General features: G+C 72.1%; 26 protein-coding genes and 1 pseudogene. 11 read left to right on the top strand and 16 right to left on the bottom strand.

Annotation, left to right across the window (positions count from 1 at the left end; translation table 11 throughout):
- On the bottom strand, positions 1–1,598 hold a 1,598-nt coding region (locus tag QWM81_RS25885), incomplete at its 3' end, for a HelD family protein (RefSeq protein WP_290114766.1).
- 232 nt (positions 1,599–1,830) lie between these two features.
- On the opposite strand from QWM81_RS25885, the gene QWM81_RS25880 reads away from it, so the two are divergent.
- Positions 1,831–2,595 carry a cyclodityrosine synthase gene (locus QWM81_RS25880; protein WP_290114765.1) on the top strand — a complete coding sequence of 255 codons (765 nt, stop codon included), beginning with the start codon at positions 1,831–1,833 and terminating at the stop codon, positions 2,593–2,595.
- Positions 2,585–3,769 carry a cytochrome P450 gene (locus QWM81_RS25875; RefSeq protein WP_290114764.1) on the top strand — a complete coding sequence of 395 codons (1,185 nt, stop codon included), beginning with the start codon at positions 2,585–2,587 and terminating at the stop codon, positions 3,767–3,769. Before QWM81_RS25880 ends, QWM81_RS25875 begins: the two co-directional genes overlap by 11 nt.
- A gap of 45 nt (positions 3,770–3,814) precedes the next feature.
- Here QWM81_RS25875 and QWM81_RS25870 read toward each other — a convergent pair whose 3' ends face one another.
- Positions 3,815–4,432: a TetR/AcrR family transcriptional regulator gene (locus QWM81_RS25870; protein WP_290114763.1), complete on the bottom strand. Its 618-nt coding sequence runs from the start codon at positions 4,430–4,432 to the stop codon at positions 3,815–3,817.
- Positions 4,433–4,541: 109 nt separating this feature from the next.
- On the opposite strand from QWM81_RS25870, the gene QWM81_RS25865 reads away from it, so the two are divergent.
- Positions 4,542–5,513: a zinc-binding dehydrogenase gene (locus tag QWM81_RS25865; RefSeq protein WP_290114767.1), complete on the top strand. Its 972-nt coding sequence runs from the start codon at positions 4,542–4,544 to the stop codon at positions 5,511–5,513.
- Between the two features lie 134 nt (positions 5,514–5,647).
- On the opposite strand, the gene QWM81_RS25860 is transcribed toward QWM81_RS25865, so the two are convergent.
- The 3 genes from QWM81_RS25860 to QWM81_RS25850 form a co-directional block, all read right to left on the bottom strand.
- On the bottom strand, positions 5,648–6,892 hold the full coding sequence (locus QWM81_RS25860) for a GNAT family N-acetyltransferase (protein ID WP_290114762.1): 1,245 nt from the start codon (positions 6,890–6,892) through the stop codon (positions 5,648–5,650).
- 163 nt (positions 6,893–7,055) lie between these two features.
- A complete protein-coding gene (locus QWM81_RS25855) occupies positions 7,056–8,018 on the bottom strand; it encodes an asparaginase (protein WP_290114761.1) in 963 nt (320 codons plus the stop codon).
- 42 nt (positions 8,019–8,060) lie between these two features.
- Positions 8,061–8,690 (bottom strand): RsiG family protein, encoded by a 630-nt coding sequence (locus tag QWM81_RS25850; protein ID WP_290114760.1) that lies wholly within the window; start codon positions 8,688–8,690, stop codon positions 8,061–8,063.
- A gap of 146 nt (positions 8,691–8,836) precedes the next feature.
- Here QWM81_RS25850 and dtd point away from each other — a divergent pair, with 146 nt between their 5' ends.
- Entirely contained in the window at positions 8,837–9,262 is a 426-nt protein-coding gene (gene dtd / locus QWM81_RS25845) for a D-aminoacyl-tRNA deacylase (protein ID WP_290114759.1), read from the top strand.
- Positions 9,263–9,320: 58 nt separating this feature from the next.
- Here dtd and ygfZ read toward each other — a convergent pair whose 3' ends face one another.
- The 3 genes and pseudogenes from ygfZ to QWM81_RS25830 form a co-directional block, all read right to left on the bottom strand.
- Positions 9,321–10,301 (bottom strand): CAF17-like 4Fe-4S cluster assembly/insertion protein YgfZ, encoded by a 981-nt coding sequence (ygfZ, locus tag QWM81_RS25840; protein WP_290114758.1) that lies wholly within the window; start codon positions 10,299–10,301, stop codon positions 9,321–9,323.
- Between the two features lie 93 nt (positions 10,302–10,394).
- Positions 10,395–10,829, bottom strand: a pseudogene (locus QWM81_RS25835) (Fur family transcriptional regulator); the annotation flags it as partial.
- 30 nt (positions 10,830–10,859) lie between these two features.
- Positions 10,860–11,432 (bottom strand): heme-binding beta-barrel domain-containing protein, encoded by a 573-nt coding sequence (locus tag QWM81_RS25830; RefSeq protein WP_290114757.1) that lies wholly within the window; start codon positions 11,430–11,432, stop codon positions 10,860–10,862.
- 214 nt (positions 11,433–11,646) lie between these two features.
- Here QWM81_RS25830 and QWM81_RS25825 point away from each other — a divergent pair, with 214 nt between their 5' ends.
- The gene (locus tag QWM81_RS25825) at positions 11,647–12,009 is read left to right on the top strand and encodes a DsrE family protein (RefSeq protein ID WP_290114756.1); all 363 of its coding nucleotides are present in this window, start codon (positions 11,647–11,649) and stop codon (positions 12,007–12,009) included.
- Between the two features lie 79 nt (positions 12,010–12,088).
- Here QWM81_RS25825 and QWM81_RS25820 read toward each other — a convergent pair whose 3' ends face one another.
- From QWM81_RS25820 to QWM81_RS25795, 7 genes are all read right to left on the bottom strand, one after another.
- The gene (locus QWM81_RS25820) at positions 12,089–12,349 is read right to left on the bottom strand and encodes a DUF3099 domain-containing protein (protein WP_290114755.1); all 261 of its coding nucleotides are present in this window, start codon (positions 12,347–12,349) and stop codon (positions 12,089–12,091) included.
- A 110-nt stretch (positions 12,350–12,459) separates the two neighbouring features.
- Positions 12,460–12,747: a DUF1416 domain-containing protein gene (locus QWM81_RS25815; protein ID WP_064067594.1), complete on the bottom strand. Its 288-nt coding sequence runs from the start codon at positions 12,745–12,747 to the stop codon at positions 12,460–12,462.
- Positions 12,748–12,797: 50 nt separating this feature from the next.
- On the bottom strand, positions 12,798–13,643 hold the full coding sequence (locus QWM81_RS25810; RefSeq protein ID WP_290114754.1) for a sulfurtransferase: 846 nt from the start codon (positions 13,641–13,643) through the stop codon (positions 12,798–12,800).
- 179 nt (positions 13,644–13,822) lie between these two features.
- Positions 13,823–13,903 carry a putative leader peptide gene (locus QWM81_RS29220; RefSeq protein ID WP_350497993.1) on the bottom strand — a complete coding sequence of 27 codons (81 nt, stop codon included), beginning with the start codon at positions 13,901–13,903 and terminating at the stop codon, positions 13,823–13,825.
- Between the two features lie 289 nt (positions 13,904–14,192).
- On the bottom strand, positions 14,193–14,885 hold the full coding sequence (locus QWM81_RS25805; RefSeq protein WP_290114753.1) for an LmeA family phospholipid-binding protein: 693 nt from the start codon (positions 14,883–14,885) through the stop codon (positions 14,193–14,195).
- 99 nt (positions 14,886–14,984) lie between these two features.
- Positions 14,985–16,229 (bottom strand): collagen-like triple helix repeat-containing protein, encoded by a 1,245-nt coding sequence (locus QWM81_RS25800; RefSeq protein WP_290114752.1) that lies wholly within the window; start codon positions 16,227–16,229, stop codon positions 14,985–14,987.
- Positions 16,230–16,239: 10 nt separating this feature from the next.
- Positions 16,240–16,494 carry a MoaD/ThiS family protein gene (locus QWM81_RS25795; protein ID WP_290114751.1) on the bottom strand — a complete coding sequence of 85 codons (255 nt, stop codon included), beginning with the start codon at positions 16,492–16,494 and terminating at the stop codon, positions 16,240–16,242.
- Positions 16,495–16,982: 488 nt separating this feature from the next.
- Here QWM81_RS25795 and QWM81_RS25790 point away from each other — a divergent pair, with 488 nt between their 5' ends.
- The 5 genes from QWM81_RS25790 (at position 16,983) to QWM81_RS25770 (ending at position 22,211) form a co-directional block, all read left to right on the top strand.
- A complete protein-coding gene (locus tag QWM81_RS25790) occupies positions 16,983–17,777 on the top strand; it encodes a winged helix-turn-helix transcriptional regulator (protein WP_290114750.1) in 795 nt (264 codons plus the stop codon).
- A 24-nt stretch (positions 17,778–17,801) separates the two neighbouring features.
- Complete coding sequence (locus tag QWM81_RS25785; RefSeq protein WP_290114749.1) at positions 17,802–18,830, top strand: LacI family DNA-binding transcriptional regulator; 1,029 nt, start codon at positions 17,802–17,804, stop codon at positions 18,828–18,830.
- A 122-nt stretch (positions 18,831–18,952) separates the two neighbouring features.
- Positions 18,953–20,002 (top strand): S1C family serine protease, encoded by a 1,050-nt coding sequence (locus QWM81_RS25780; protein WP_290114748.1) that lies wholly within the window; start codon positions 18,953–18,955, stop codon positions 20,000–20,002.
- 20 nt (positions 20,003–20,022) lie between these two features.
- Positions 20,023–20,736: a response regulator transcription factor gene (locus QWM81_RS25775; protein ID WP_290114747.1), complete on the top strand. Its 714-nt coding sequence runs from the start codon at positions 20,023–20,025 to the stop codon at positions 20,734–20,736.
- The gene (locus QWM81_RS25770) at positions 20,733–22,211 is read left to right on the top strand and encodes a sensor histidine kinase (RefSeq protein ID WP_290114746.1); all 1,479 of its coding nucleotides are present in this window, start codon (positions 20,733–20,735) and stop codon (positions 22,209–22,211) included. The genes QWM81_RS25775 and QWM81_RS25770 overlap by 4 nt, the downstream gene beginning before the upstream one ends.
- A gap of 85 nt (positions 22,212–22,296) precedes the next feature.
- On the opposite strand, the gene QWM81_RS25765 is transcribed toward QWM81_RS25770, so the two are convergent.
- Positions 22,297–24,102 (bottom strand): bifunctional metallophosphatase/5'-nucleotidase, encoded by a 1,806-nt coding sequence (locus QWM81_RS25765; protein ID WP_290114745.1) that lies wholly within the window; start codon positions 24,100–24,102, stop codon positions 22,297–22,299.
- Between the two features lie 135 nt (positions 24,103–24,237).
- Between QWM81_RS25765 and mshD the strand changes: the two genes are divergently transcribed.
- On the top strand, positions 24,238–25,173 hold the full coding sequence (gene mshD / locus QWM81_RS25760) for a mycothiol synthase (RefSeq protein ID WP_290114744.1): 936 nt from the start codon (positions 24,238–24,240) through the stop codon (positions 25,171–25,173).
- Positions 25,174–25,227 lie beyond the last annotated feature (54 nt).

Raw genomic sequence — 25,227 nt, 5'->3', positions numbered from 1 at the left:
GCGGCCAGCAGCCGGTTGGCCAGCTCCACCACACCGGCCGGGACGCGGAACCCGGTCGTCAGGGCCACCACGGGGACGGACTTCCTGCCCAGGTGGGCCAGTTGACCGGCCCAGTCGCGGGCCGCCCACGGCGTGGTGCCCTGCGCGAGGTCGCCCAGCACCGTCAGGGAGCCGAAGTCCGCGCGGCGGGCGATCGCGCGGCACTGCATCGGCGACAGGTCCTGGGCCTCGTCGATCACGATGTGGCCGTAGCCGCGGGGGCGCTCCATGAGCCCCGCCAGCTCGTCCAGCAGCACCAGGTCCGCCGCCGTCCACGTCGCCGACCGGTACGAGCGCGGCGGCTCGGCCCACCGGACCGCCTCCCGCTCGGCCGCGGACAGCGCCTCGTCGCACGGGTCGGCCAGCACCTCGGCGAGGACCTGCTCCGGCGTGACCCTCGGCCAGCACGCGTCCACGAACGCCGTCACGGCCCGCGCCCGCTCGATGCGCCGCACCCACGCGGTGCTCCTCGGCCCCGCCCGCCGCTCCGCCCGCCGCTGGACCGCCCGGACCGCCCGGCTGCGCACCCGCTCGCGCCCGACCGCGTAGGGCGGCGCCTCCGCCCGTACCTCCGCGACGATCTCCGCCACTTCCTCCAGCGGCACCCGCCACCGGTAGGAGCCGTCCGGCACGGCCAGCGGCTCGGCGGGCGCGCCGGCCCTGGCGTACAGCGCCCGGTGCAGCACGTCGGCCATGCGGGCGTCGTGCTTGACGGCCGCGGCGGCGTCGGAGTCGTACGCCCGCACCGCATGGCCCCGGCCGATCTCGTCCTCGACCGTCGCCTGCCGGACGTCCAGCTCGCCGAGCGCGGGCAGCACTTCGGAGATGTACGACAGGAACGTGCGGTTCGGGCCGAGGATCAGCAGTCCGCCGCGCCGGATGCGCTGCGGGTAGGTGTAGAGCAGGTACGCGGCCCGGTGCAGCCCGACGGCAGTCTTGCCGGTGCCGGGCGCGCCCTGGACGCACAGGGAGTCGGCGAGTGCGGCGCGTACGAGGTCGTCCTGCTCGGGCTGGATGGTGGCGGCGATGTCCCGCATGGGGCCGACACGGGGCCGCTCGATCTCGTCGGCGAGGATCGCGCTCGTCCCGCCCCCGCACCCGCCCCCGCCCGCGGCGGCCAGGTGCTCGTCCTCCAGCCCTGTCAGCTCGGCCGGGTCGCCCGTGCTGAAGGGCGCCCAGCCGAACCGCCTGCGCACCAGCACGCCCTGCGGGTCGCGGGCGCTCGCCTGGTAGAAGGTGCGCGAGACGGGGGCGCGCCAGTCGATGACCAGCGGCGGGGCGGCGGGGTGTTCGCTGATGCGGCGGCGCCCGATGTGGTGGCGCTGCCCGTCCTCGTGGTCGAGGCGGCCGAAGAACAGCGGACCGGGCCTCTCCTCCCGCAATTCCTTGGCGTGGCTGCGGAGGTGGTGGCCCAGCGCTTCGGCGTCGGCGCCGGAAGCGGAGACGTCCTCACCGGTGACGACGTGGCGGGCGGCGCCGTCCACCATGCGGTGCAGGGCGGCGCGGCAGGTGTCGTGGTAGGCCCGTTCCTTGCTGAGTTCATGGTCGAGTGGCGTCATTCCATCAAGAATAACGCAACTCAGTAATATTTCTTACTCGGTCCGACGGTTGGATTCTGGCGGAATGATGAACTCCAAGTGACACGGACGGTAAGGATTCATGTACGTATGAGTAACGAAGATCCTTTCATTGACACTCTCCGTGTCCGAAAGCTAACTTCACGGCGTCGTCGCCACACCAGGAGCACGAGGCTCCTCCGGGACTAGCGACGCAAAGGACCGTTTCCAGTTGATGACTGAGACCGTCTTCGAGATTCAGCCATTCACCAGGCGGCCCGCAGCGGCCGGCCTCTTCACCGTCCAGCCCTACACCCCGCACTGCCAGGTCATCCGCGCCGAAGGCGCCCACGCCGTGATCGGCGTATCGCCCGGCAACAGCTACTTCTCCGCCCAGCGCGTCATCGACCTGGCCCGCTGGGGCATCGAGCACTTCGACCGCGTGGACTTCGTCTATACGGATCTCCATGTGGCCGAGATGTACGAGGCATCCGGCTACGCCCCCGACGACGCCCGCCGCAAAGCCGTGAAGAACCTGCGCGGCGTGCGGGCCAAGGTGACCAACGCGGTTCAGGCCACCGACCCGGAGGGCAGACGGCTCGGGGCGCACCCGATGTCGGAGTTCACCGGCAACCCGGCGTACCGGGACATCCACGACCACCTCCTCCGCCGACTGGATGTGGACGCGGATTTCCGCGCGACCTGTGACGCGCTCATCGACGCTTTCCTCTCCTCCAAGGTGCTGGGCGGCAGGACCGCCACCAGGCGGCAGCGCGAGGTGTGCCTGGAGTACGTGTGCGCCGAGGCCCCGCTGTTCCTGGACACCCCCGCGATCCTGGGAGTGCCCTCCTCCCTCAACTGCTACCACCAGCTCCTGCCGATGGCGGAGCTGCTCTACTCGCGCGGCTCCGGGCTGCGCGCGTCCCGCAACCAGGGCCACGCCATCGTCACGCCCGCAGCGCCCGCAGCGCCCGCACAAGGAGACGCCGATGTCCGTTGACACACTCCCCCAGTTCCCCTTCTCCTGGCGCGGCGACCAACTCCCCGCCGAGATCGAGCGGTTGCGCGAGGAACCCGTCAAGCGGGTGCGCACGATCGCCGGTGACGAAGCCTGGCTGGTGTCGTCCCACGCGCTGTGCAAGCAGGTCCTGGAAGACCCGCGGTTCAGCCTGAAGGACACCTCCGCCCCCGGCGTACCGCGGCAGTACGCGCTGACGATCCCGCCCGAGGTCGTCAACAACATGGGCAACATCACCGGCGCCGGACTGCGCAAGGCCGTGCTCAAGGCGCTCAACCCCAAGGCGCCCGGCCTGGTGGAGTGGATGCGGTCGTACGCGGCCGGGCTCGTCGACCACCTGATGGCCGAGGGCGCGCCGGGCGACCTGCGCGCGCAGTTCGCCGACCCGTACTCCGCGGCCATGCACTGCCACATCCTCGGCATCCCGCAGGCGGACGCGCCCCGCCTGATGCGGAGCCTGGACATCGCGTTCATGAACTCCGCCTGCCCCGTCGCCGGTGCCAAGCTGAACTGGGACCGCGACATCGCGTACATGATCAAGCGGCTGGACGATCCGGCCACCACCGGGCTGATGGCCGAGCTCGCGGCCCTGCGCGAGGACCCCGACTACGCCCACCTCACCGACGAGATGCTCGCGACGGTGGGCGTCACCATGTTCGGCGCCGGGGTGATCTCCACCGCGGGCTTCCTCACCATGGCGCTCGTCTCCCTCATCCAGCACCCCGAGCTGACGGCCGAGCTCCTGGCCGACCGCGGCAAGATCCCGGCAGCCGTGGACGAACTGCTGCGGATCAACCTGTCCATCGGCGACGGCCTGCCGCGCCTCGCCACGGAGGACGTCACGCTCGGGGACGTCGAGGTGAGGAAGGGCGAACTGGTCCTGGTCCTGGTCGAGGGCGCCAACTTCGACCCGGAGGCGTTCACCGACCCGCACACGGTGGACCTCACCCGGGAGAACAACACCGCCCACCTGTCCTTCGGCGGCGGCCGGCACTACTGCCCCGCCACGGCGCTCGGCAAGAAGCACGCGGAAATCGCCCTGGAGACCCTGCTCGACCGGATGCCCGGCCTCCAGCTGGCCGTCCCGATCGAACAGCTCGTGTGGCGCACCGGGTTCATGAAGCGCATCCCGGAACGGCTGCCCGTCATGTGGTAGTCGACCTGTGGTGGTCCACGGCCGCCCCTCCCCGTGGGGGGCGGCTCACTCCCCCAGCCCCTCCCGCAACTGCCGGAACGCCAGCTCCGCCGCCGCCACCGCCTCCGGCTCGACCTCGTCCGCGCTGTCCCCCGCCTCGATCCGCTGCCAGTTCTCCTCCGCCAGGATCCTCTGTACGGCGACGATCTGGCCCGCCGCGAGCCGCGCCCGGACACCCGCGCCGCCCAGCGCGCCGCCCAGCGCGTCGGCCAGCGCCCGCTCCGAGGCGCCCTGGTACGCGTACAGCCGGGCCACCAGGCTCGGCGTCCCGTACAGCAGCCGGTGGAAGGCGAGCACGTCCGGGTCGTCGCTCAGGCCGGTCACCGGGTCGCGGCGCGCGAGCCCGTCGAGGAAGTGGCGGCGCAGCGCGCCGAGCGGGGTGACGCCCGCCGCCCGCCCGCGCACGGTCCTCGCCGCCTCGTCCCGGTGGTCGGCGAACCGGTGCAGGATCAGGTCCTCCTTGGCCGGGAAGTACCGGAACAGCGTCGGCTTGGAGACCTCGGCGGCCGCCGCGACCTCCGCGACCGAGACCCGGTCGAACCCCTTCTCCAGGAACAGGGCGATCGCCGTGTCCGAGATCACCTGGTACGTCCGCTGCTTCTTGCGTTCGCGCAACCCGCTCATGCCTGGAGCCTACGCACCGCTTGACCTCAACCGGACTTCAGCTTCCAGACTCTCCCCGCGGGCGCCGGACAGGCCGGGACAACGCCCGGACGGAGGGGGTGTGAGGGCGATGCGTGTGGTGCGGGCGATGGCGTTCGGCGGTCCGGAGGTGCTGGTCGCGGGGGAGGCCCCCGAACCGGCCGCGGGGCCGGGCCAGGTCGTCGTGGAGGTCGCGGCGGTGGACACGCTCTTCGTCGAGACGCAGGTGCGCTCCGGCTGGGGCCGGGAGTTCTTCCCGGTCGAGCCGCCGTACGTGCCCGGCGCCGGGATCGCCGGCACGGTGCGGGAGCTGGGCGAAGGCGTCGAGGCGGCATGGCTCGGGCGGCGCGTGGTCGCGTCCCTGGGCATCAGCGGCGGCTACGCGGACCGCGCCGTCGCCTCCGCCGGGGCGCTGGCCCCCATCCCGGACGGGCTCTCCTTCACGGACGCCGCCGCGCTGGTCCACGACACCATCACGGCCACCGCCCTGCTGGACCTCACCGCCCCGAAGCCGGGCGAGCGGGTGCTGATCACCGGCGCGTCCGGCGGCATGGGCGTCCTGCTCGTCCAGCTGGCCAGGGCGGCCGGCGCGTGGGTCGTCGGCACCGCCCGCGGCGAGCGGAAGGCCGCGCTGGTACGGGAGCTGGGCGCCGACGCGGTGGTCGACGCGAGGGAGCCCGACTGGGTGGAACGGGCCCTCGAGGCACTGGGCGGCGAGGGCGCCGACGTCGTCTGGGACGGGGTGGGCGGCCAGGTCGGCCTGGCCGCGTTCGCGCTGGTGGCGGACGGCGGGCGGTTCTCGGCGCACGGGGCGCCGACGGGGGGCTTCGCGGAGGTGGACCCGGCGGAGGCGGAGCGGCGGGGCGTACGGCTGCTGGGCATCACCGAGCTGCGGCTGCCCGAGTCGGAGCACGCCCGGCTGGCGCAGGAGGCGCTCCGGGCGGCCGCGGCCGGGCGGGTGCGGCCGGTGATCGGCGGGGTGTTCCCGCTGGAGCGCGCGGCCGACGCGCACGCGGCGATCGAGAACCGGAGCCTGCTCGGCAAGGCGGTGATCAGGGTGTAGTCGGCGTCGGGGACGGCCGGCGGGGGCCGCCTGCCCGGCGCCGCCGCGGCGCTCATCGCCGGCGCCCGCGTGAACGGCTCCCGGAGCGGATCGGCGGCTCGGGAGCCGGAAGAGGCCGGTAGACCCCGCGGGCGTCAGAAGACGTCCGGGCACCACGGCCGGCGCGAGGTCCGCAGCAGCGTGTCCGCCCGCGCCGCCGCGCCCGGCGTCGGCTCCTCCAGCCGCCCCAGGGCCGCCAGCCGCACCGCCGACTCGTCGCCCAGGAACAGCGCCGCCAGCTCCCGTACGTCCATGACCAGGTCGGGTGACACGGTGGTCGGCGCGCACGCCGCGCCCTCCGGCGAAACGTCCAGCCGGAAGCGGCCACCGGCCAGGCCGGCCGGGTCGTGCAGCTCCAGCACCAGGGAGCCGGACGCCGCGTACGTACGCGCCTCAAGCGCCCGTACGACATCGAGGATCCGCACCCACAGGAAGTCCGCGTGCGTCGTGACCCGCGCCGCGCGCGGGTCGGGCAGCAGCAGCGGAAGCAGGTCGTCGGGGGCGCGGTGGCCGCTCTTGACCAGGGTGATCCAGTCGATCGAGCAGACGAAGTGCCACAGGGCGCGCTCGGCGGCGGGCGTGAGCGCGATCAGGTCCCGTACCGTCGCCGTGTTCATCGGCTGCTTGCCGTCGTCCCACGTGTCGTCGGCGGAGTACGACACGTATCCCTCCACCTCTCCGGAGGCCGAGCGGTACGTGGCGTGGAAGCGCTCCGTGAAGGGCTGGTCCGGCAGGGGGACGAGGCCCATCCGCACGTCCCAGCCCAGCTGGGTCCGGCTGACCAGGCCGTGCCGCAGGGCGCGCAGCCGGTCGTGCAGGACGGGGCCGGTCCGGCGGATGTCCGACGCGTCGACGAGGTCGATGCGACCGCCGTCCCCCGGGCCCGACCAGCGCGGGTCGAGCGCGGAGCGCCGCACGTCCACCGTCCACTCGGTGGTCCAGGCGGCCGGGCCGTACCCGTACCGCCCGTAGATCGGGTACTCGGCGGCGATCAGCGTCGAGACGACGTCGCCGCGCTCCTTGGACTCCGCCAGCTCGGCGCCCATCATGCGGCTGAGCAGCCCGCGCCGCCGGTGCGTCGGCGAGACCGTCACCGCGCTCACCGCGCTCGCGGCGATCGCCGCTCCGCCGGGGACGGTCAGCTCCTGCGCGAACGACCGGAACGTCGCCACGCACCGGCCCGCGTCGAACGCGCCCCGGGTGCGGGTCAGGTCCGTGTGCGGGAGCAGCTTGGCGCTCTCGCCCTCCGGCACCGCCGGAGGCTGGAGGAACCCGGTGCGCCGGGCGCGCAGCCAGTCGGGGAACTCGGACTCGGTGACGGTGCGGGCCTCGACAGACATGGCGGCCACGCTAGGCGCCCGACCGGCCGCCGAGCATCCGGTTTTCACACCCGCCCGCTCGGCAGACCGCTGGCCTACGCGCCGGTCAGAAGGGCGCTCGGGACACCGCACACAGCGCGCCGCACAGAGCAGGCCGCACAGAGCGCGCCGGTCAGAAGGGCGCTCAGAACGCCGCCCGTACCTGGCCCACCCGCTGCCCGCCACCCAGCAACGGCGCGTCGGCGATGCGGGCGACGACCGGCGCGTCCACGCCCAGGAGCTGGAGGCCGCGCGCCAGGACCGGCCCCAGGGCACGGCCCGAGCCGTCATCGATCTTGAAGGCCAGCGCCCGGCCGTCCGCCAGGGCCACCGCCTGGACCGCCTCCGCGCCCATCTTCGACAGCGTCCCCGGCACCTCCCGCATCAGCCAGGTGTCCGGCCGCCGCGTGCCCGCCACGTACTCGGGGTGCGCGCGCATCGCGTCGGCCACCCGCCGCTGCGGCGTGCCCGGCTCCGCCAGGACGTACGAGCGGAACGCCCGCGCCAGCCCGACCAGGCTGATCGCCATCAGCGGCGCGCCGCACCCATCGGTGCCGACCGACGCCACCGTCTCGCCCGACGCGTCCTCGATCTCGCTGAGGACGAGCCGCTGGAGCGGGTGGCGCGGGTCCAGGTAGGACGCCGCGTCCCAGCCGTTGAGGGCACACGCGGCCAGCATCGCCGCGTGCTTGCCCGAGCAGTTCATGGTGATCCGCTCCCGTACGTTGCCGGCGGCCAGGTACGCCTCGGCCTCCACCGGGTCCAGGGGCAGGTCGGGCGGGGTCTGGAGGTCGGCCTCGGACAGCCCGTGATCGGCGAGCATCTTGCGGGCGAGGCCGAGGTGGAACGGTTCGCCGGAGTGGCTCGCGGCGGCCAGCGCCAGCCGCTCCGCCGACAGCTCGACACCGGCCCGCAGCAGCGCCGCGGCCTGCATGGGCTTGTTGGACGAACGCGGGAAGACCGGCGCCGTCGGGTCGCCGGCGGACAGCTCGATGGTGCCGTCCGCGGCCAGCAGCACCAGCGAACCCCGGTGGTGGCCCTCGACGAAGCCCGAACGGACGACCTCGGCGAGGACCGGGGGTATGACTGCGGTGGCGGAGGAGGTCATGACGGCGGCCGGCCTTCCGGGACGGTGACCCGCCCGCCGGGTTCAGCGGAGCAGGTCGTCGACTTGTGCTTCGCCCTCACGGTACCTGCGGGCAATCTCCGCACTGCAATCGTCGGCCGTCCGCTGGAGCTGCTGCCGGCGCCGCGACACCTGCTGTTCGTAGCGCGCCAGGCGCCCCATGGCCGCGTGCAGCTCTTCGTCCGTTCGAGCGGCGAGGTCCGACAACTCGACCTCCGCCAGCATCTCGGCGGCCAGCCTCCGGTACTCCTCGCCGCGCGGCGTGGACAGCGTGACGTGCCGGGCCGACGAGCGGTGCCGCGACGGCGTGTCGGCGAGGATCTCCGAGAGCCGGTCCACGACCCGGTCCACGACCGGCACCTCGTCCACCACCGGCACCTCCGGACCGCTGCGCCGCGCCAGCTCGGCGCGCAGGATGTCGATCCGCCCCTGGAGCAGCCTCCGTACGTAGCTCAGGTCCGCCTCGTCGCCGTGCGAGTCCCTGCGCAGGGCGCGCAGCTCCGGCAGCCGCATGTCCCGCAGATCGTGCTGTACCGCCTCCGGCAGGACGGCCTCACCGGTCCGCTGTGCCGGTGGCCTTGTCGCTCCCCCACTGCCAACGGCACATGCCATCGGTACAGGGTGTGGCGTCTGCCCGGCGCCAGGTGTGCTCATGTGGATCCGTCCCCTCGACCGGTGCGTTGGGGTCTCCCCGGGCCCTCGGGTCCGGAGGGGAAGCACCGCCTGAAAGGCATGGTGCCATTTGTGCCTGTGTCAATGCAGGCGCCTGCACCCGTTCGGACGCGGATAGGTTGGTCTGTATGCGTGCAGTGGTACAGAGGGTCGACGGCGCGAAGGTCGTCGTCGCAGGGGAGACCGTCGGCGAGATCGTCGGCGAAGGGCTGTGTGTCCTGGTGGGGGTGACCCATGACGACACGCCGGACAAGGCGGCGCAGCTGGCGAGGAAGCTGTGGTCGGTGCGGATTCTGGAGGGCGAGAAGTCCTGCTCGGACGTGAATGCGCCCTTGCTGGTGATTTCGCAGTTCACCCTCTACGGGGACGCCCGCAAGGGCCGGCGCCCCACCTGGAACGCGGCGGCGCCGGGCGAGGTCGCCGAGCCGCTGGTCGACGAGGTGGTGGCGCGCCTGCGGGAGCTGGGGGCGACCGTGGAGACGGGCCGGTTCGGAGCGGAGATGCGGGTCTCGCTGACGAATCACGGCCCGTTCACGGTGCTGATCGACATCTAAGCCGACCTGCGATCTGGCCTGCGCCTTTACGCCTTTACGGCTCTACGGCTCTACGGCTCTACGGCTCTACGACGGTCTCCTGGGCCGCCGCCGTGTCCCCGGCCAGCAGCCGGGCGTCCACCGGCACGTTCCGCTTGACCAGCGCGAGCGCGATGGGGCCGAGCTCGTGGTGGCGTACGGACGTGGTGATGAACCCGAGCTGCCGCCCCTCCGCGCCGTCCGACGCCAGCCGGATGGGCGTGCCGTGCGGCGGCAGGTGCACATCGCTGCCGTCCAGGTGCAGGAAGACCAGCCGGCGCGGCGGCTTGCCCAGGTTGTGGACGCGCGCCACGGTCTCCTGGCCCCGGTAGCAGCCCTTCTGGAGGTGGACCGCGCTGCCGATCCAGCCCAGCTCGTGCGGGATGGTGCGGTGGTCCGTCTCGCAGCCGAGCCGGGGCCGGTGCGCCTCGACGCGCAGCGCCTCGTACGCCCAGATCCCGGCGAGCGGCCCGTGGTCCGCCGCGTACGCCTCCAGGTCGGCGCGCGGCAGGAACAGGTCCCGGCCGTGCGAGGTCTCGCGCACGACGACACCCTTCGGCACCTCGGCGATGGAGCCGGCCGGCAGGTGGACGACGGCGACGTCGTCCGTCCGGTCGGCGACCTCGACGCGGTAGAAGAACTTCATCGACTCCAGGTAGCCGATCAGCGCCTCTCGCGTGCCCGGCTCGACGTGCGCCCAGACCGTCTCGCCGTCGTCGACGAGGTACAGCGCGTGCTCGATGTGCCCGTGCGCGGAGAGGATCAGCGCCTCGGTGGCCTGTCCGGCGGGGAGCTCGCTCACGTGCTGCGTGAGCAGCAGGTGCAGCCAGCTCAGCCGGTCGTCACCGCTGACGGTGATGACACCGCGGTGGCTGAGGTCGACCAGGCCCTTGCCGTCGGCGAGGGCGCGCTGCTCGCGGAACAGGTCGCCGTAGTGCGCGGCGACACCTTCGTCACGTCCCTCGGCGGGCACGGCGCCGGACAGTGACAGGAGAGGGCTGGTCGGTGAATGTCGCAGCATATGAAGAGCCTACGACTCCGCGGCCGGAGCCTCCGCCGCGTCCTCCGCCATGTCCGAGGGCTCGGGAGCCTCCGACGCTGCCCCTGATGCCCCTGCCGCCTCCTCCGACGCCTTCGCCGTACAGGCCTCGCACCGCCCGAAGATCGCGAAGTGCTTCATGTCCGTCTCGAAGCCGAAGGTACGGCGGAGCTTCCCGGTGAAGTCCGCGGCCACCTCGACGTCCGCCTCGATGACGTTCGTACAGTCCCGGCAGACGAGGTGGAGGTGGTGGTGCCGGTCGGCGAGGTGGTACGTGGGGGCGCCGTGCCCCAGATGGGCATGGCTGACCAGCCCGAGCTCCTCCAGCAGCTCCAGCGTCCGGTAGACGGTGGAGATGTTCACCCCTGAGGCGGTCTTGCGCACCTCGGTGAGGATGTCGTCGGGCGTGGCGTGCTCCAGCACGTCCACCGCTTCCAGCACAAGCTGGCGCTGGGGAGTCAGCCGGTAACCGCGCTGCCGCAGATCGCTCTTCCAGTCGGTGCTCACCACGCCGTCCAGTGTAGGAGGCCTCCTGACGGCCTACTTGAAGAAGGCGATGCCGTCGTCCGGCAGGTCACCGAGGTCCTTCGCCCACGCCTCGACCTGCTCGGGCGTGACGACCTTCTTCAGGTGCGCCGACATGTACGGGCGCAGCGGGACCTCCGGCGTCGACTTCTCGCCGACCCACATCAGGTCGCCCTTCACATAGCCGTACAGCCGCTTGCCACCGCTGTACGGGCCGGAGGCCGCGGTGCGGGCGACGGCGTCCGTGACCAGGTCGATCTGCGGCTTCTGGTCGGCCAGCTCGCCGTACCAGACCTCGACGACGCCCTGGTCGCGAACCATCACGATCTCGACCTTGCGGGCCTTGTCGATGCGCCAGTAGCCGCTCTCGCTCTCCAGCGGACGGACCTTGTTGCCCTGGGCGTCCAGCACCCACGAGCGCGAGGTGTACTCGATGAAGTCCCGGCCGTCGTGGCTGAAGGTGACGGACTGGCCGAAGTTGCACTTCTCGGCGCCGGGGAAGTCGGAGACGCCCGCGCCCTCCCAGGTACCGAGGAGGAACGCGAGGGGGACGAGGTCCGGGTTCAGGTCGGACGGGATCTCGATCATGATGAGCTCAGGCGATCTGTAGGAGTGGTCAGCGCTGGCCCTGGTACAGCTTCTTCACGGTCAGGACGCCGAAGCCGATGACGCCGACGCAGACCAGGATCAGCAGGGCGGAGAAGAAAGCCTCAAGCACGGGGTGCTCCTCGGTGAGCGGGTGTGAGCGGTGTAAGGGCCACCTCCAGCCTAATGGGCCCCTTCCCGCATTACAGTTCCGGGTATGGCGAAGAAGCTCGTGATCAAGGTGACCGCAGGGGCCGACGCCCCCGAGCGCTGCTCGCAGGCCTTCACGGTGGCGGCGGTCGCCGTGGCCAGCGGGGTGGAGGTGTCGCTCTGGCTGACCGGCGAGTCCTCGTGGTTCGCGCTGCCGGGCCGGGCGGCCGAGTTCGAACTGCCGCACGCCGCGCCGCTGCCGGACCTGATCGAGTCGATCCAGGCGGGCGGGCGCATCACGCTGTGCACCCAGTGCGCGGCGCGCCGCGAGATCACCGAGAAGGACGTCCTGGAGGGCGTACGGATCGCGGGGGCGCAGGTCTTCGTCAGCGAGACCATGGCCGACGGCGTCCAGGCCCTGGTCTACTGACGTCCCCCGACGCCCCCTGAGCCCCCTGACGTCTGACGCGTCGGACGTCTGACGCGTCGGACGTCGTGACGTGTGACGTCTACGAGTGCTTCCGCTTGCCGTCGAGTTCGTCCCACCACTCGTCGGACTGCGGGTCGCCGGAGGGGTCGTCCCACCAGCGGTCCTCCGGCCCGCGCCGGTTGGCGATCATCGCCGCGACCGGCGGGATGACCATGGCGATCATGCACATGGCGATGGCCACGGGCGTGGACCACAGCCGTACGACGGCCCAGCCGCCCACGAAGAGCACCAGGCAGGCCGTCATCATCCCGAAGTAGATGTGCCGACGGCGGGCGTACATACGTCCAGCGTACGACCGCCGGCCGCGGGACGACCGAAGGGCCGCACCTCGGTCCCGGTAAGCGTCCAACCCCCAGGAGGTGCGGCCCTTCGGCCAGTACAGCGGTGCCGTCAGACGGCGATCGCGACCTCGGCCAGGCCGCCCTGCTGGGCGACGACCGTGCGGTCGGCCGTGCCGCCCGGGACGAGGGCGCGCACGGTCCACGTGCCCTCGGCCGCGTAGAAGCGGAACTGGCCGGTCGCGGAGGTCGGGACCTCGGCGGTGAACTCACCGGTCGAGTCCAGCAGGCGCACGTAACCGACGACGGGCTCGCCGTCCTTGGTCACCTGGCCCTGGATCGTGGTCTCACCGGGCTTGATCGTCGAAGCGTCCGGGCCGCCGGCCTGTGCTCCACACATGGGTACTCCTGAGGGGTCTTCGGGGGAGGGGGAGGACGGGAGGTCCGGGATTACTTGTTGGCGCCGAGCTCGATCGGCACGCCGACGAGGGAGCCGTACTCGGTCCACGAGCCGTCGTAGTTCTTGACGTTCTCCTGGCCGAGCAGCTCGTGCAGGACGAACCAGGTCAGGGCCGAGCGCTCACCGATGCGGCAGTAGGCGATCGTGTCCTTCTCCAGGTCGACCTGCTCCTCGGCGTACAGCGCCTTGAGCTCCTCGTCGGACTTGAAGGTGCCGTCGTCGTTGGCGTTCTTGGACCACGGGATGTTGCGGGCGCTCGGCACGTGGCCGGGGCGCTGCGACTGCTCCTGCGGGAGGTGCGCCGGGGCGAGCAGCTTGCCGCTGAACTCGTCGGGGGAGCGCACGTCGACCAGGTTCAGGTTGCCGATGGCGGCCACGACGTCGTCGCGGAACGCGCGGATCGAGGTGTCCTGCGGCTTGGCCTTGTACTCGGTGGCCGGGCGGTTCGGGACCTCGGAGCCGTCGACCAGGTCGCGGGAGTCCAGCTCCCACTTCTTGCGGCCGCCGTCGAGGAGCTTGACGTTCTCGTGGCCGTACAGCTTGAAGTACCAGTAGGCGTACGAGGCGAACCAGTTGTTGTTGCCGCCGTAGAGGACGACGGTGTCGTCGTTGGCGATGCCCTTCGCCGAGAGGAGCTTCTCGAAGCCCTCCTGGTCGACGAAGTCGCGGCGGACCGGGTCCTGGAGGTCCTTCTTCCAGTCGATCCGTACGGCGTTCTTGATGTGGTTCTTGTCGTACGCCGAGGTGTCCTCGTCGACCTCGACGATGACGACCTTCGGGTCGTCGATGTGGGCCTCGACCCAGTCGGCGTCTACCAGGACGTCGCTGCGGCTCATGCTGTTCTCCTCCGGGGCAGTCTGCGGCGGGGTGTGGCTGGTGTTGCGAGGGTGGTGCCGAGGTGGTGCCGGGCGCTCTTCGCGTACGGGGATGTACGGGCGTGCGTGGCTGCTACGGCACGGGGATGGGCCCGAATGCGTCCAAAAGGACCCGGGAAACGCGGGGGCGATGCTCCCGCTCAGACGGAGCGACAGAGCATGGCGGCGACGCGGCACAGGTCTACTGCCCGCCGCTTCGTGAGATCCGCCTGACGCTTCATGGGTCCGATCGTAGGGACGGACGGGCGGCCGTGTCACCGGCGTGTCGCATGGTGAGACGCGATCGTCCGGTATACGGGACGGCACGCGAGGCGGAAGCACCTCCGAGCCCCGCTCCGCAGGGCTTTCCGCCGCTCGCCCGCGAAAGCGGACGCGCCCGTCTCACCATGTGGCCGATGTGGCCGAAACACCCCCAGCGCGCCGCGTCGTGCCCTCGCCCCGCGTCGTGCCCGCGTCGTGCCCTCGCCCCGCGTCGTGCCCGCGACGCGCCTTCGGCCCGCCGGGAGGACGTCACCCCGCCAGGACGACGTCCGTTCCGGTGACGGTGACCGCGAGGCCCGTGGCCGTCGCCTGGACCTTCTGGAGCTTCATCCCGGCCGGCAGCCCGCCGACCTGCCGGTCGAAGTCGGTGCGCTCGCGGATCCGCTCCTCCAGGCCGGGGATGCCCTCGCCGGGCACCTTGTCGGCCCGTACCCGGATGGTGTCGCCGTCGACGACACTGACCGTGGACAGCACGCTGCGCGTGACGGGGCCCAGGACCGGTATGTCGACGCTGCCGGTGACCTTCACCTTGCCGTTGCCGCCGTGGGCGAGCGTGACGTCCTCGCCGGAGGCCCTGCCGAGGTCGGCGTACGAGATGCGCGCGGTGCCGGTGGCGGAGGCGGCGACCGCCTGGGAGAAGTTGTTCCGCAGTTGTACGTGGTGGAGCTCGGCGCTCATGTCGCCGACACGGACCGCCCGGCCGCCGGCCGACGCCTCCACGCCCGTGAGGGTCACGTCGACCTGGTCGAGCTCCTTGCCGAGGACCTGGGTCAGGAACGGGAAGCCCCTGATCGAGACGTCCGCGGAGCCGGCCAGTCCCTGGGAGGCACGGATCCTGTCCGCAGCCTCCGACTCGGCGTAGTTCACCGCCAGCCGGTCCGCGATGGTGAAGAGACCACCGAGGACCACCACGGTGATCAGCAGTATTCGCAGTGCACGCATCGCTCGGTGTTCCCCCACCCTGTTCGCGCCGGGCCCCCCGTCACGTCATGATCGACGTCCGGGGCTGTTCATTGGTTCCCCGCGTGGCGGGTTCCCGGGTCAGGCCAGGGCGCGCCCCAGCAGATAGACGGCGGGCACGGCGACGGCGAGCGGCAGCGCCACACCGGCCGTCATGTGGACGAAGCGCGACGGGTAGTCGTAGCTCGCGACCCGGTGCCCGATCAGGGCGCACACCCCGGCGCCCAGGCCCAGCAGCGCGCCCTGCGCGCCCATGCCGGTCATCCCCCCGGCGGCGACCCCGGCACCGGCGGCGGCCATCAGGGCGATGACGAGCGACGCGGCGCCCGGCAGCGGCAGCGCGCGGGCCAGGACCGTGACCGCGACCGCGAGACAGCCGACGATCACCGCGTCGGGCGCGGCGGCGAGGTGCCCGGCCGCGACGACCGCGAGCGCCGAGGAGGCGACGGTGGCCATCAGGCCGTACTGCCGCTCGTCGGAGCCCGCGTGGCTGCGCAGCTGGAGGATCAGCCCGAGCAGCACCCACACCCCGAGCGTGCCGAGGATCGCGGCGGGCGCGTGCTCCTCACCGGCCGCGAGCAGCGCGACGTCCGCGGTGAGGCCGCCCGCGAAGGCGAGGGCGATGCCCTGACGGGCCGGCCACATGCCGTTGAGCCGGAACCAGCCGGCGGCGGTGACGGCCTGGAGCAGGATCAGCGGGACGAGCAGCCCGTACGGCCCGATGGCGGCGCCCGCCGCGAGCAGGCCCCCGAGCACGGCGGTCAGGGCGGCGGGCTGCATGCCCGGCTCGATGATCGGCGACCGTCCCTCGGCACGGGCCCGCTGGGCGTCGGTCATCCGGACGTGACCGGCGGTGGTGGGCGCGCTGTACCCGGGCCCGGCGGCCGGCGCGGCCTCGGCGGCGACCGGCCGCAGCTGGGTGGTCGGGTGGTCGTACGGGACCTCCGGCGGCAACGGATACGACCCCGCGCTCTGCGCCGGCAGATAAGCGGTCTCGGCGGCCCCCGCCCCCTGCTGCTGCCCGGGCTGCCCCGCATGCCCCGCATAACCGGCGTGACCCGCCTGACCCGACTGAGCCCCCTGAGCCGACCGGCCGGGGTACCCCCCGTCACCGGGGAGACCGGCGTGGCCCGGCTGCGTGGGCCGGCCCTGGTGCCCGGCGTGCCCCGGCTGGACCGCCTGGCCGGGGTAGCCCGCGTGACCCGGTTCCATGGCCGGGCCGGGCTGGACCGTGGGCTGGTAGTGGGTGTCCCAGGTCTGGCCATCCCACGTCTGCGCGACGTTCGGGTCCTGGTAGCCGTACGGGTACTGCTGATCGCTGCTCATGCTCTGGGGTTCACCCTCCTGCGAACGGCGGGAGCACCTCGACCGTGCCGCCCTCGGCCAGCCGTACGGTCTCATGATCCCGGGTCCCGACGGGGTCGCCGTCGACCAGGAACGAACACCTCTGGAGTACCCGGACGAGCTCACCCGGGTGCCGCTCGCGCACGGCGTCCAGCGCCTCGGCCAGGTTCTCCGCGGCGTACGGCTCCTCGGCGATCCCGGCGGCGGCCTTGGCCGCGGCCCAGTAGCGGATGGTCCCCGCTGCCATAGCGGCACTCCTTTCGTCGGCCTCGTCGCCCTCCATCATGAGCTATGCCGCCGACAGCGGGGACGGTCCACCGGGACGTACGGGCCGCGGTCCCCGTGCCTGATCAGAGACACTGGCTGTATGCGGCTCATGTCCCGCTTCGATACGCACCCGGTCGGAGGTACGGAGCGTTGCGCGCGGAAGGCCGTGAGTGATCGAGGAAACATCCGCATGGTGAAACGCACCCTCTGCCCCGGGCCTGATGTGGGCTATTGTGCTGCGGAGAGGATCCGGGCAATGCAGCCCCCGGATCCTTTTGTGTTTTCCGCCCGTTGTTACAGGCTGGTGAACAAAGGCTCTCAGGGCGCGGGAGCCGCCGTACGACGCCGTACGAAGCCGTACGAAGCAGTGCCGCAACGTCCTCGCAGGGACCGAGGAGGAACCGACGTTATGGGCCAGCGAACCGTGCACGACCATAGGACGACGAGCCGGGCAGGTGGGGAAGCGCGATGAGCTCTCTGCTCCTCCTGACCAATGCCCTCCAGCCGTCGACCGAGGTGCTTCCCGCCCTCGGACTGCTGCTGCACAACGTGCGCGTGGCCCCCGCCGAGGGCCCGGCCCTGGTCGACACCCCCGGCGCGGACGTGATCCTCGTCGACGGCCGCCGCGACCTGCCGCAGGTGCGGTCGCTGTGCCAGCTGCTGCGGTCCACCGGACCGGGCTGCCCGCTGCTCCTGGTCGTCACGGAGGGCGGTCTCGCGGCCGTCACCGCCGACTGGGGCATTGACGACGTCCTGCTGGACACCGCGGGCCCGGCCGAGGTCGAGGCACGGCTGCGGCTGGCGACGGGCCGCCAGCAGATCACCACCGACGACTCCCCCATGGAGATCCGCAACGGCGACCTGTCGGTGGACGAGGCGACGTACAGCGCGAAGCTCAAGGGCCGCGTCCTGGACCTGACCTTCAAGGAGTTCGAGCTGCTGAAGTACCTGGCCCAGCACCCTGGGCGGGTCTTCACCAGGGCGCAGCTCCTCCAGGAGGTGTGGGGGTACGACTACTTCGGCGGTACCCGGACGGTCGACGTCCACGTACGGCGACTGCGCGCCAAGCTCGGCCCCGAGCACGAGTCGCTGATCGGCACCGTGCGCAACGTGGGCTACCGCTTCGTGACGCCGGAGAAGGTGGAGCGCGCGGCGGAGGAGGCCCGTACGAAAGAGGCCAAAGCCGCCAAGGCGGCCGCCGTCACCCGTACGGCCGACACCGCCGGGGCGGAGCAAGCCGCCGTACGCCCTGCCCAGAGGTAGGTCACCCCGCGTAGACTGCCGCGCGTGGCCAAGGTGACGCGGGACGATGTGGCGCGACTGGCGGGTACTTCTACCGCGGTCGTGAGCTATGTCATCAACAACGGACCCCGGCCGGTCGCCCCGGCCACGCGCGAGCGGGTACTCGCGGCGATCAAGGAGCTGGGCTACCGGCCCGACCGGGTCGCGCAGGCGATGGCCTCACGGCGTACGGACCTCATAGGCATGATCGTTCCGGATGCCCGGCAGCCGTTCTTCGCGGAGATGGCGCACGCGGTCGAACGAGCCGCCGCCGACCGCGGGAAAATGGTCCTCGTCGGCAACTCCGACTACCGCGACGAGCGCGAGCTGCACTATCTGCGGGCCTTCCTGGGCATGCGGGTCGCCGGGCTGATCCTGGTCAGCCAGGGCCCGAGCGAGCGCGCCGCGCAGGAGATCGAGGCGTGGGACGCGCGGGTGGTGCTGCTGCACGAGCGGCCCGAGGCCATCGACGACGTCGCGGTCGTCACGGACGACATCGGCGGTGCGCAGCTCGCCGTCCGCCACCTGCTGGAGCACGGGCACGAGTACGTCGCCTGCCTCGGCGGCGTGGAGACGACCCCGGCGGTCGGCGACCCGGTGACCGACCACGTCGAGGGCTGGCGCCGCGCGATGCAGGAGTCCGGCCGCCCGGTGGACGGCCGGCTGTTCCACGCGCCGTTCAACCGCTACGACGCCTATGAGCTGGCCCTGAAGATCCTGTCGGGCCCGGACCGGCCGCCGGCGATCTTCTGCGCGACGGACGACCAGGCGATCGGCGTGCTGCGCGCGGCGCGCGAGCTGCGGCTGGACGTGCCGGGCGACCTGGCGGTGGCGGGCTTCGACGACGTGAAGGAAGCCGCGCTGACCGACCCGCCGCTCACGACGGTCTTCTCCGACCGCCCGGCCATGGCCAGGGCGGCGGTGGACCTGGTCCTGGACGACGGGCTGCGGGTGGCGGGGTCGCGCCGGGAGCGGGTGAAGCAGTTCCCGTCGGCGCTGATAGTGCGCCGGTCCTGCGGCTGCGACGGCGAGTAGCCCGGCGTATCTGCACTACCGGCACCACTACGGCGCTCCTTTATATAGGGCGTACAACACTTTGCCGGGACTCTTAGGGCATCCTCAGCCTCTTCTCATGTACGGCTCCGAGAGTCGTACCCATGACGGACCACTACCGCCGAAGCGGCGACGAGGGTAACGAGAGCCAGCAGCCGTACGCCGGGTTCAGCACCCCGGCCGCCACGCCGGGCGATCCGGCCTATCCGCCGCCACCGCCACCGCCCGCGTACGCCGCGTACGCCCCCGCGCACGCGGCGTACGCCCCGGCCCACGCCGCGCCCCCGCGTGCCAGGCGTCCCGTGGCGCTGCTGGTCGCCGTCGCCATCGCGGCCGCCGCGGTCGGCGGAGGCACCTCGGCGCTGGTGCAGCGGTTCACCGGCTCGGACAGCGGCCCCGGCACCGGCGTGACCGGGGTGACGGGCACCAGCGTGTCGCAGTCCAGCAAGGGCACCGTCGCCGGAGTCGCCCAGGCGGTGTCACCGAGCATCGTGGAGATCAGCGCGGACTCCACCTCCGGCCAGTCGACCGGCTCCGGCGTGATCATCACCGATGACGGCGAGATCATCACCAACAACCACGTGGTCTCCGGCGCCTCGGAGATCAAGGTCCGGCTCAGCGACGGCAAGACGTACACCGCCGATGTCGTCGGCACCGACCCCGGCAAGGACCTGGCACTGATCAAGCTCCAGGGCGCGAAGGGGCTCAAGGCAGCCACCCTCGGCGACTCCAGCAAGGTCCAAGTCGGCGACCAGGTGGTGGCGATCGGCTCCCCCGAGGGCCTGACCGGCACTGTCACCAGCGGTATCGTCTCCGCGCTCGACCGCGATGTGACCGTCGCCAAGGACGAGGGAGGGCGGCAGCGGCAGGACCCGCGCCAGGGCTGGCCCTTCGAGTTCGGCGGGCAGCGGTTCAACGGCGACACGGGCGAGTCGAAGACCACCTACAAGGCCATCCAGACCGACGCCTCGCTCAACCCCGGCAACTCCGGCGGCGCGCTGATCAACATGAACGGCGAGATCATCGGCATCAACTCCGCCATGTACTCGCCGAGCGCCGCCAGTGGTTCGAGCGCCGGCAGCGTCGGCCTCGGCTTCGCCATCCCCATCAACACCGTCAAGGCCGACCTGGACACCCTCCGCGCCGGCTCGTGAGCGCGTGCGACGCTGGCTCCATGAACACCACCGGTGACCGCATCCTGATCGTCGACGACGAGCCCGCCGTCCGCGAGGCGCTCCGGCGCAGCCTCGCCTTCGAGGGGTACGGGACCGAGGTCGCCGTGGACGGCGCCGACGCGCTGGCGAAGATGGACGCGTACGGGCCCGACCTGGTCGTCCTCGACATCCAGATGCCCCGCGTGGACGGCCTGACCGCCGCCCGCCGCGTCCGGGCCGCCGGCTCCACCGTGCCCATCCTGATGCTCACCGCCCGCGACACGGTCGGCGACCGCGTGACCGGCCTGGACGCGGGCGCGGACGACTACCTGGTGAAGCCGTTCGAGCTGGACGAGCTGTTCGCCCGCATCCGGGCGCTGCTGCGGCGCAGCTCGTACGCCCGGACCGTGGGCGAGCAGCCGGAGGCCGAGGTGCTGGGCTTCGCGGACCTGCGGATGGACCTGTCGACGCGCGAGGTGACGCGGGGCGGGCGGCGCGTGGAGCTGACCCGTACGGAATTCACGCTCCTGGAGATGTTCCTGTCGCATCCGCGGCAGGTGCTGACCCGGGAGCAGATCCTCAAGTCGGTGTGGGGCTTCGACTTCGAGCCCAGCTCCAACTCCCTGGACGTGTACGTGATGTACCTGCGGCGCAAGACGGAGGCGGCGGGCGAACCGCGGCTGGTGCACACCGTGCGGGGCGTGGGCTACGTGCTGCGCGGAGGCTCCGAATGACCGGTCCCGCCGACCCCACCCATCGCACGCGTCCCACCGGGCCCCTCCGGCGCTTGAGCGCGCTGCCGCTGCGCTCCCGGCTGGCCCTGCTGACGGCGGTGGCGGTGGCGGTGGCGGTGGCCGCGGTGTCGGCGGCGGCCTGGTTCGCCACCCGGACGCAGCTGCTGAACGAGTTCGACTCCTCGCTGAGCAGCACCAAGGTGCAGGACGCGTACGTCGACTCGCTGCTCGCCTCGTGCGCGTCGGGGGGCCGGGCGGCGGTACCGCCGGTGCCGGGCACGTACACCGTCCAGATCATCACGGCCGGTGGCAACACCTGTACCGCGCCCGGGGCCTCGCCGATCCCCGCCACGGCGGACGACCTCGCGGTGGCGCGCGGCCAGGCGGCCGACACACTGCACACGTCCCGGGCCGACAATGGTGCCGAGATGCGCGTCCACACCTATCCGCAAGAGGGACGTGGGCCGGTCGCGGTCTCCGTGGCCCGGCCGCTCACCGAGATCGAGAACTCGATGTCCACCCTGTTCTGGGTGCTGCTCGTGGTCTCCGGCATCGGGGTGGTCGGCGCGGGCGCGGCCGGGCTGTGGGTGGCGCGGACCGGTCTGAAGCCCGTCGACCGGCTGACCGGGGCGGTGGAGCACGTGGCCCGTACCGAGGACCTGACCGTCCGTATCCCGGTCGAGGGGGAGGACGAGATCGCCCGGCTGTCGCGGTCGTTCAACGCGATGACGGCCGCCCTGGCCTCGTCGCGGGACCGGCAGGCGCAGCTGATCGCCGACGCCGGGCACGAGCTGCGCACGCCGCTGACCTCACTGCGTACCAACATCGAGCTGCTGGCGCGCAGCGAGGAGACCGGCCGGGCGATCCCGCCCGACGACCGGCGGGCGCTGATGGCGTCCGTCACGGCGCAGATGACGGAGCTGGCCGCGCTGATCGGTGACCTCCAGGAGCTGTCCCGGCCGGACGCGGCGGGCCCCGGCCGCCTGGAGGTGGTCGCGCTCCACGACATCCTGGACACGGCGCTCCAGCGCGCCCGGCTGCGCGGGCCCGAGCTGACGATCACCGCCGAGGACATCCGGCCCTGGTACGTACGGGCGGAGGCGGCGGGGCTCGAGCGCGCCCTGGTGAACGTCCTCGACAACGCGGTGAAGTTCTCGCCGCCCGGCGGGACGGTCGACGTCACGCTGGTCGACGGCGAGCTGACGGTACGGGACCACGGCCCGGGCATCGCGGCCGACGAGCTGCCGCACGTCTTCGAACGGTTCTGGCGCTCGCCCTCGGCGCGCAGCCTGCCCGGCTCGGGGCTCGGCCTGTCGATCGTGGCGCGTACGGTGCGGCAGGCGGGCGGCGAGGTCACGCTCACGGCGGCGGAGGGCGGCGGCACGCGCGCGGTGATCCGCCTTCCGGGCGCGCCCACGCCCCCGCCGGGCTCGCCCCCGGCCCCGCCCTCGGCCCCCGTTGCGGCGGATCAGTGACTCCACGAGCCCGGCGCGGGAGCGGGGCGGCGGAACCTTTCACCGGTCCGCCGCCCCGCTCCCGTATCAGCTCACGTATCAGCGCTTACTTGATGACCGTGATCCGGTCGGCCGCCGGGGGCGCGATCGGGGCGGACGGCGAGGAGTTCGCCGCCAGGTAGGCGTTGAAGATGTCCAGGTCGGACGCGCCCACCAGCTTGTTCTTGCCCTGCGCGAGAGCCGGGAAGCCGTCGCCGCCGCCCGCGAGGAACTCGTTCATCGCGACGCGGTAGGTCTTCGCCGGGTCGATGGGCTCGCCGTTCAGCTTCACCGAGCCGGTCACGACCCGGGCCGCGCCCGTCTTGGTCATGTCGAGCGTGTAGGTGAAGCCCTTCGAGACCTGGAGGATCTTCGGCGAGGCCTCGTTCGCGCCGCTGACCTGCTGCTGGAGGCCGGTGATCAGCTGCGCGCCGGTCAGGTCCACCACGTTCAGCATGTTGGTGAACGGCTGCACGGTGAACGCCTCGCCGTAGGTCACCACACCGTCGCCCTCGTTGCCCGACGCCTTGTAGTCGAGGTCGGAGCGGATACCGCCCGGGTTCATCAGCGCCAGCTGCGCCCCGCCCTTGTCGGCCGGGGACAGGCCCGCGAGCTGCGCGTCGGCGATCAGGTCGCCCAGCGGCTTCTCGTACTCCGTGGAGCCGCGGCCGTCGATGTCGGCGGAGATGTAGCCCTGCGGCCTGTTGGCGATCGGCGCGGCGGCGGCGTTCCACCGGTCGATCAGGTCGGTCATGTCCCGGGCCTTGGCCACGTCCCGCGTCACCACGCGGTTCGCCGAGTCGACCGCCGTGCGGACGATGTCCTTGGTCCGGCGGTCGTACGTCAGGGTGGTGTCCGTGTAGAGCTTTCCGTACGAGGACGCCGAGGTGACCATGCGCGGCTTGCCGGACGGGTCCGGGATCGTGCACACGTACGCCTGGTGGGTGTGGCCGGTGACCAGCGCGTCCACCTGCGGGTTCAGCTTCTTCGCGATGTCGACGACCGGGCCGGAGATCCCGTCGCCGGCGCCCGGGCTGTCGCAGTCGTAGTTGTACGAGGCGGAGGCGGGGGCACCGCCCTCGTGGACCAGGGCGACGATCGACTTGACGCCCTTGCGCTCCAGCACCTTGGTGTACTTGTCGATCGTCTCGACCTCGTCACCGAACTTCAGGCCCTTGACGCCCTCGGCGGTGACGATGTTCGGCGTACCCTCCAGGGTCACACCGATGAAACCGATCTTGACGCCCTTCTTCTCCCAGATGAAGTAGGGGTCGAGGACCGGCTTGCCGGTCTTTTCGTCGGTGACGTTGGCCGCGAGGTAGGGGAAGGCGGCGCCGGGGAAGGTCTTGCCCTCCTCGTAGCAGCCGCCGGTGGGGTGGCAGCCGCCGTTCTGCATACGGGCCAGCTCCCTGGCCCCCTCGTCGAACTCGTGGTTTCCCACGGAGGACACGTCCAGCTTCAGCTTGTTCAGCGCCTCGATGGTCGGCTCGTCGTGGAAGAGGCCCGACATCAGCGGCGAGGCGCCGATCATGTCACCGGCGGCGGCGGTGACGGAGTACGGGTTGCCCTGGCGCGCGGTGCGCAGGTGCGTGGCGAGGTACTCGACGCCGCCCGCCTTGATCTTCTCGGTCGTCCCGTCCGCGTGCGCGTGGATGACCTCCCCGGACGACCCGGCCGGCGGCTCCAGATTGCCGTGCAGGTCATTGAAGGAGAGCAGCTGTACGTCGACGGTACGGCCCGGGTGACCCGCCGGCTCGCCCCGGTCGTCGGCGCCGGCCGGCAGAGCGGCGACCATGGCGCCGGCGGTGGCGAGCCCGGCGGCGGTGGCGAGTATTCGCCGCACTGCGCGGTCGGTGTTCGGTGTCGCTGACATCTGTCCCCTCGTGACGTTCAACAAGGCGTGTATGACCCAGCGCAGCCTAGGGTCAACGCGCGTAGCGCAACAGGGGGTGGAGGGTTACGAGCTGGTTGCCTTCCGCCGTCATGTCGCCGCCGTAGGCTCATACGCATGACGACTGACGCCCCCGTACCGGCCGTTGAGCCCGGCCGACGTATCGACACCCTCGACGAGCTCACCCCTGAGCAGGCACAGGACGTCCTCGACCTCATCGCCGACGCCGCCCGCGCCGACGGGATGCAGGCCGTCTCCGAACAGGGGCGGCTCCAACTGCGCGGCGGGCGGCGCGAAGGGGTGTCGCACCTGCTGCTCACCGTCCGTGGCGAGCTCGTCGGCTACGCCCAGCTGGAGGACACCGACCCGGTCGAGGCCCCGGCGGCCGAGCTGGTCGTGCACCCCGCGCACCGGGGCCGGGGTCATGGGCGGGCGCTCGGCTCCGCGCTGCTGGCCGCGACCGGCAAGCGGCTGCGGGTGTGGGCGCACGGCGGCAAGTCGGCCGCCCGCCACCTGTCCCAGGTCCTCGGGCTGACCCTGTTCCGCGAGCTGCGGCAGATGCGGCGGCCGCTCACCCCGCTGGACATCGCGGAGCCGGTCCTGCCGCCCGGCATCACGGTCCGTACGTTCGTGCCCGGCCAGGACGACGCCGCCTGGCTCGCCGTCAACGCCGCCGCGTTCGCGCACCACCCCGAGCAGGGCGCGCTGACCCAGCGGGACCTGGACGACCGCAAGGCCGAGCCGTGGTTCGACCCGAAGGGCTTCTTCCTCGCCGTACGGGAGTCGGACGGGCGGCTGGTCGGCTTCCACTGGACGAAGGTGCACGCCGAGGAGCGGCTGGGCGAGGTCTACGTGGTGGGCGTCAGCCCCGAGGCGCAGGGCAGCGGACTCGGCAAGGCGCTGACGGCGATCGGGCTGCGGCACCTGGCGGCGCAGGGGCTGCCGACGGCGATGCTGTACGTGGACGCCGACAACACGGCGGCGGTGCGGGTGTACGAGGGGATGGGCTTCGTGACGCATGAGGTGGACCTGATGTACCGCTCGGAGACGTGAGCCGTCACCGCTGAGGAGGGCGGGGTGTCGATCGTTCCGGGTTGACACCTCGCC

It is taken from the genome of Streptomyces ficellus, assembly GCF_030406405.1.
In the GTDB taxonomy this organism is placed as follows: domain Bacteria; phylum Actinomycetota; class Actinomycetes; order Streptomycetales; family Streptomycetaceae; genus Streptomyces; species Streptomyces ficellus_B.
This window is presented reverse-complemented; position numbering and strand designations above follow the sequence as displayed.

Coding starts and splice junctions, on each gene's coding strand:
- QWM81_RS25880 (WP_290114765.1), top strand. CDS start 1,831: ATGACTGAGACCGTCTTCGAGATTCAGCCATTCACCAGGCGGCCCGCA.
- QWM81_RS25875 (WP_290114764.1), top strand. CDS start 2,585: ATGTCCGTTGACACACTCCCCCAGTTCCCCTTCTCCTGGCGCGGCGAC.
- QWM81_RS25870 (WP_290114763.1), bottom strand. CDS start 4,432: ATGAGCGGGTTGCGCGAACGCAAGAAGCAGCGGACGTACCAGGTGATC.
- QWM81_RS25865 (WP_290114767.1), top strand. CDS start 4,542: ATGCGTGTGGTGCGGGCGATGGCGTTCGGCGGTCCGGAGGTGCTGGTC.
- QWM81_RS25860 (WP_290114762.1), bottom strand. CDS start 6,892: ATGTCTGTCGAGGCCCGCACCGTCACCGAGTCCGAGTTCCCCGACTGG.
- QWM81_RS25855 (WP_290114761.1), bottom strand. CDS start 8,018: ATGACCTCCTCCGCCACCGCAGTCATACCCCCGGTCCTCGCCGAGGTC.
- QWM81_RS25850 (WP_290114760.1), bottom strand. CDS start 8,690: ATGAGCACACCTGGCGCCGGGCAGACGCCACACCCTGTACCGATGGCA.
- dtd (WP_290114759.1), top strand. CDS start 8,837: ATGCGTGCAGTGGTACAGAGGGTCGACGGCGCGAAGGTCGTCGTCGCA.
- ygfZ (WP_290114758.1), bottom strand. CDS start 10,301: ATGCTGCGACATTCACCGACCAGCCCTCTCCTGTCACTGTCCGGCGCC.
- QWM81_RS25830 (WP_290114757.1), bottom strand. CDS start 11,432: ATGATCGAGATCCCGTCCGACCTGAACCCGGACCTCGTCCCCCTCGCG.
- QWM81_RS25825 (WP_290114756.1), top strand. CDS start 11,647: ATGGCGAAGAAGCTCGTGATCAAGGTGACCGCAGGGGCCGACGCCCCC.
- QWM81_RS25820 (WP_290114755.1), bottom strand. CDS start 12,349: ATGTACGCCCGCCGTCGGCACATCTACTTCGGGATGATGACGGCCTGC.
- QWM81_RS25815 (WP_064067594.1), bottom strand. CDS start 12,747: ATGTGTGGAGCACAGGCCGGCGGCCCGGACGCTTCGACGATCAAGCCC.
- QWM81_RS25810 (WP_290114754.1), bottom strand. CDS start 13,643: ATGAGCCGCAGCGACGTCCTGGTAGACGCCGACTGGGTCGAGGCCCAC.
- QWM81_RS29220 (WP_350497993.1), bottom strand. CDS start 13,903: ATGAAGCGTCAGGCGGATCTCACGAAGCGGCGGGCAGTAGACCTGTGC.
- QWM81_RS25805 (WP_290114753.1), bottom strand. CDS start 14,885: ATGCGTGCACTGCGAATACTGCTGATCACCGTGGTGGTCCTCGGTGGT.
- QWM81_RS25800 (WP_290114752.1), bottom strand. CDS start 16,229: ATGAGCAGCGATCAGCAGTACCCGTACGGCTACCAGGACCCGAACGTC.
- QWM81_RS25795 (WP_290114751.1), bottom strand. CDS start 16,494: ATGGCAGCGGGGACCATCCGCTACTGGGCCGCGGCCAAGGCCGCCGCC.
- QWM81_RS25790 (WP_290114750.1), top strand. CDS start 16,983: ATGAGCTCTCTGCTCCTCCTGACCAATGCCCTCCAGCCGTCGACCGAG.
- QWM81_RS25780 (WP_290114748.1), top strand. CDS start 18,953: ATGACGGACCACTACCGCCGAAGCGGCGACGAGGGTAACGAGAGCCAG.
- QWM81_RS25775 (WP_290114747.1), top strand. CDS start 20,023: ATGAACACCACCGGTGACCGCATCCTGATCGTCGACGACGAGCCCGCC.
- QWM81_RS25770 (WP_290114746.1), top strand. CDS start 20,733: ATGACCGGTCCCGCCGACCCCACCCATCGCACGCGTCCCACCGGGCCC.
- QWM81_RS25765 (WP_290114745.1), bottom strand. CDS start 24,102: ATGTCAGCGACACCGAACACCGACCGCGCAGTGCGGCGAATACTCGCC.
- mshD (WP_290114744.1), top strand. CDS start 24,238: ATGACGACTGACGCCCCCGTACCGGCCGTTGAGCCCGGCCGACGTATC.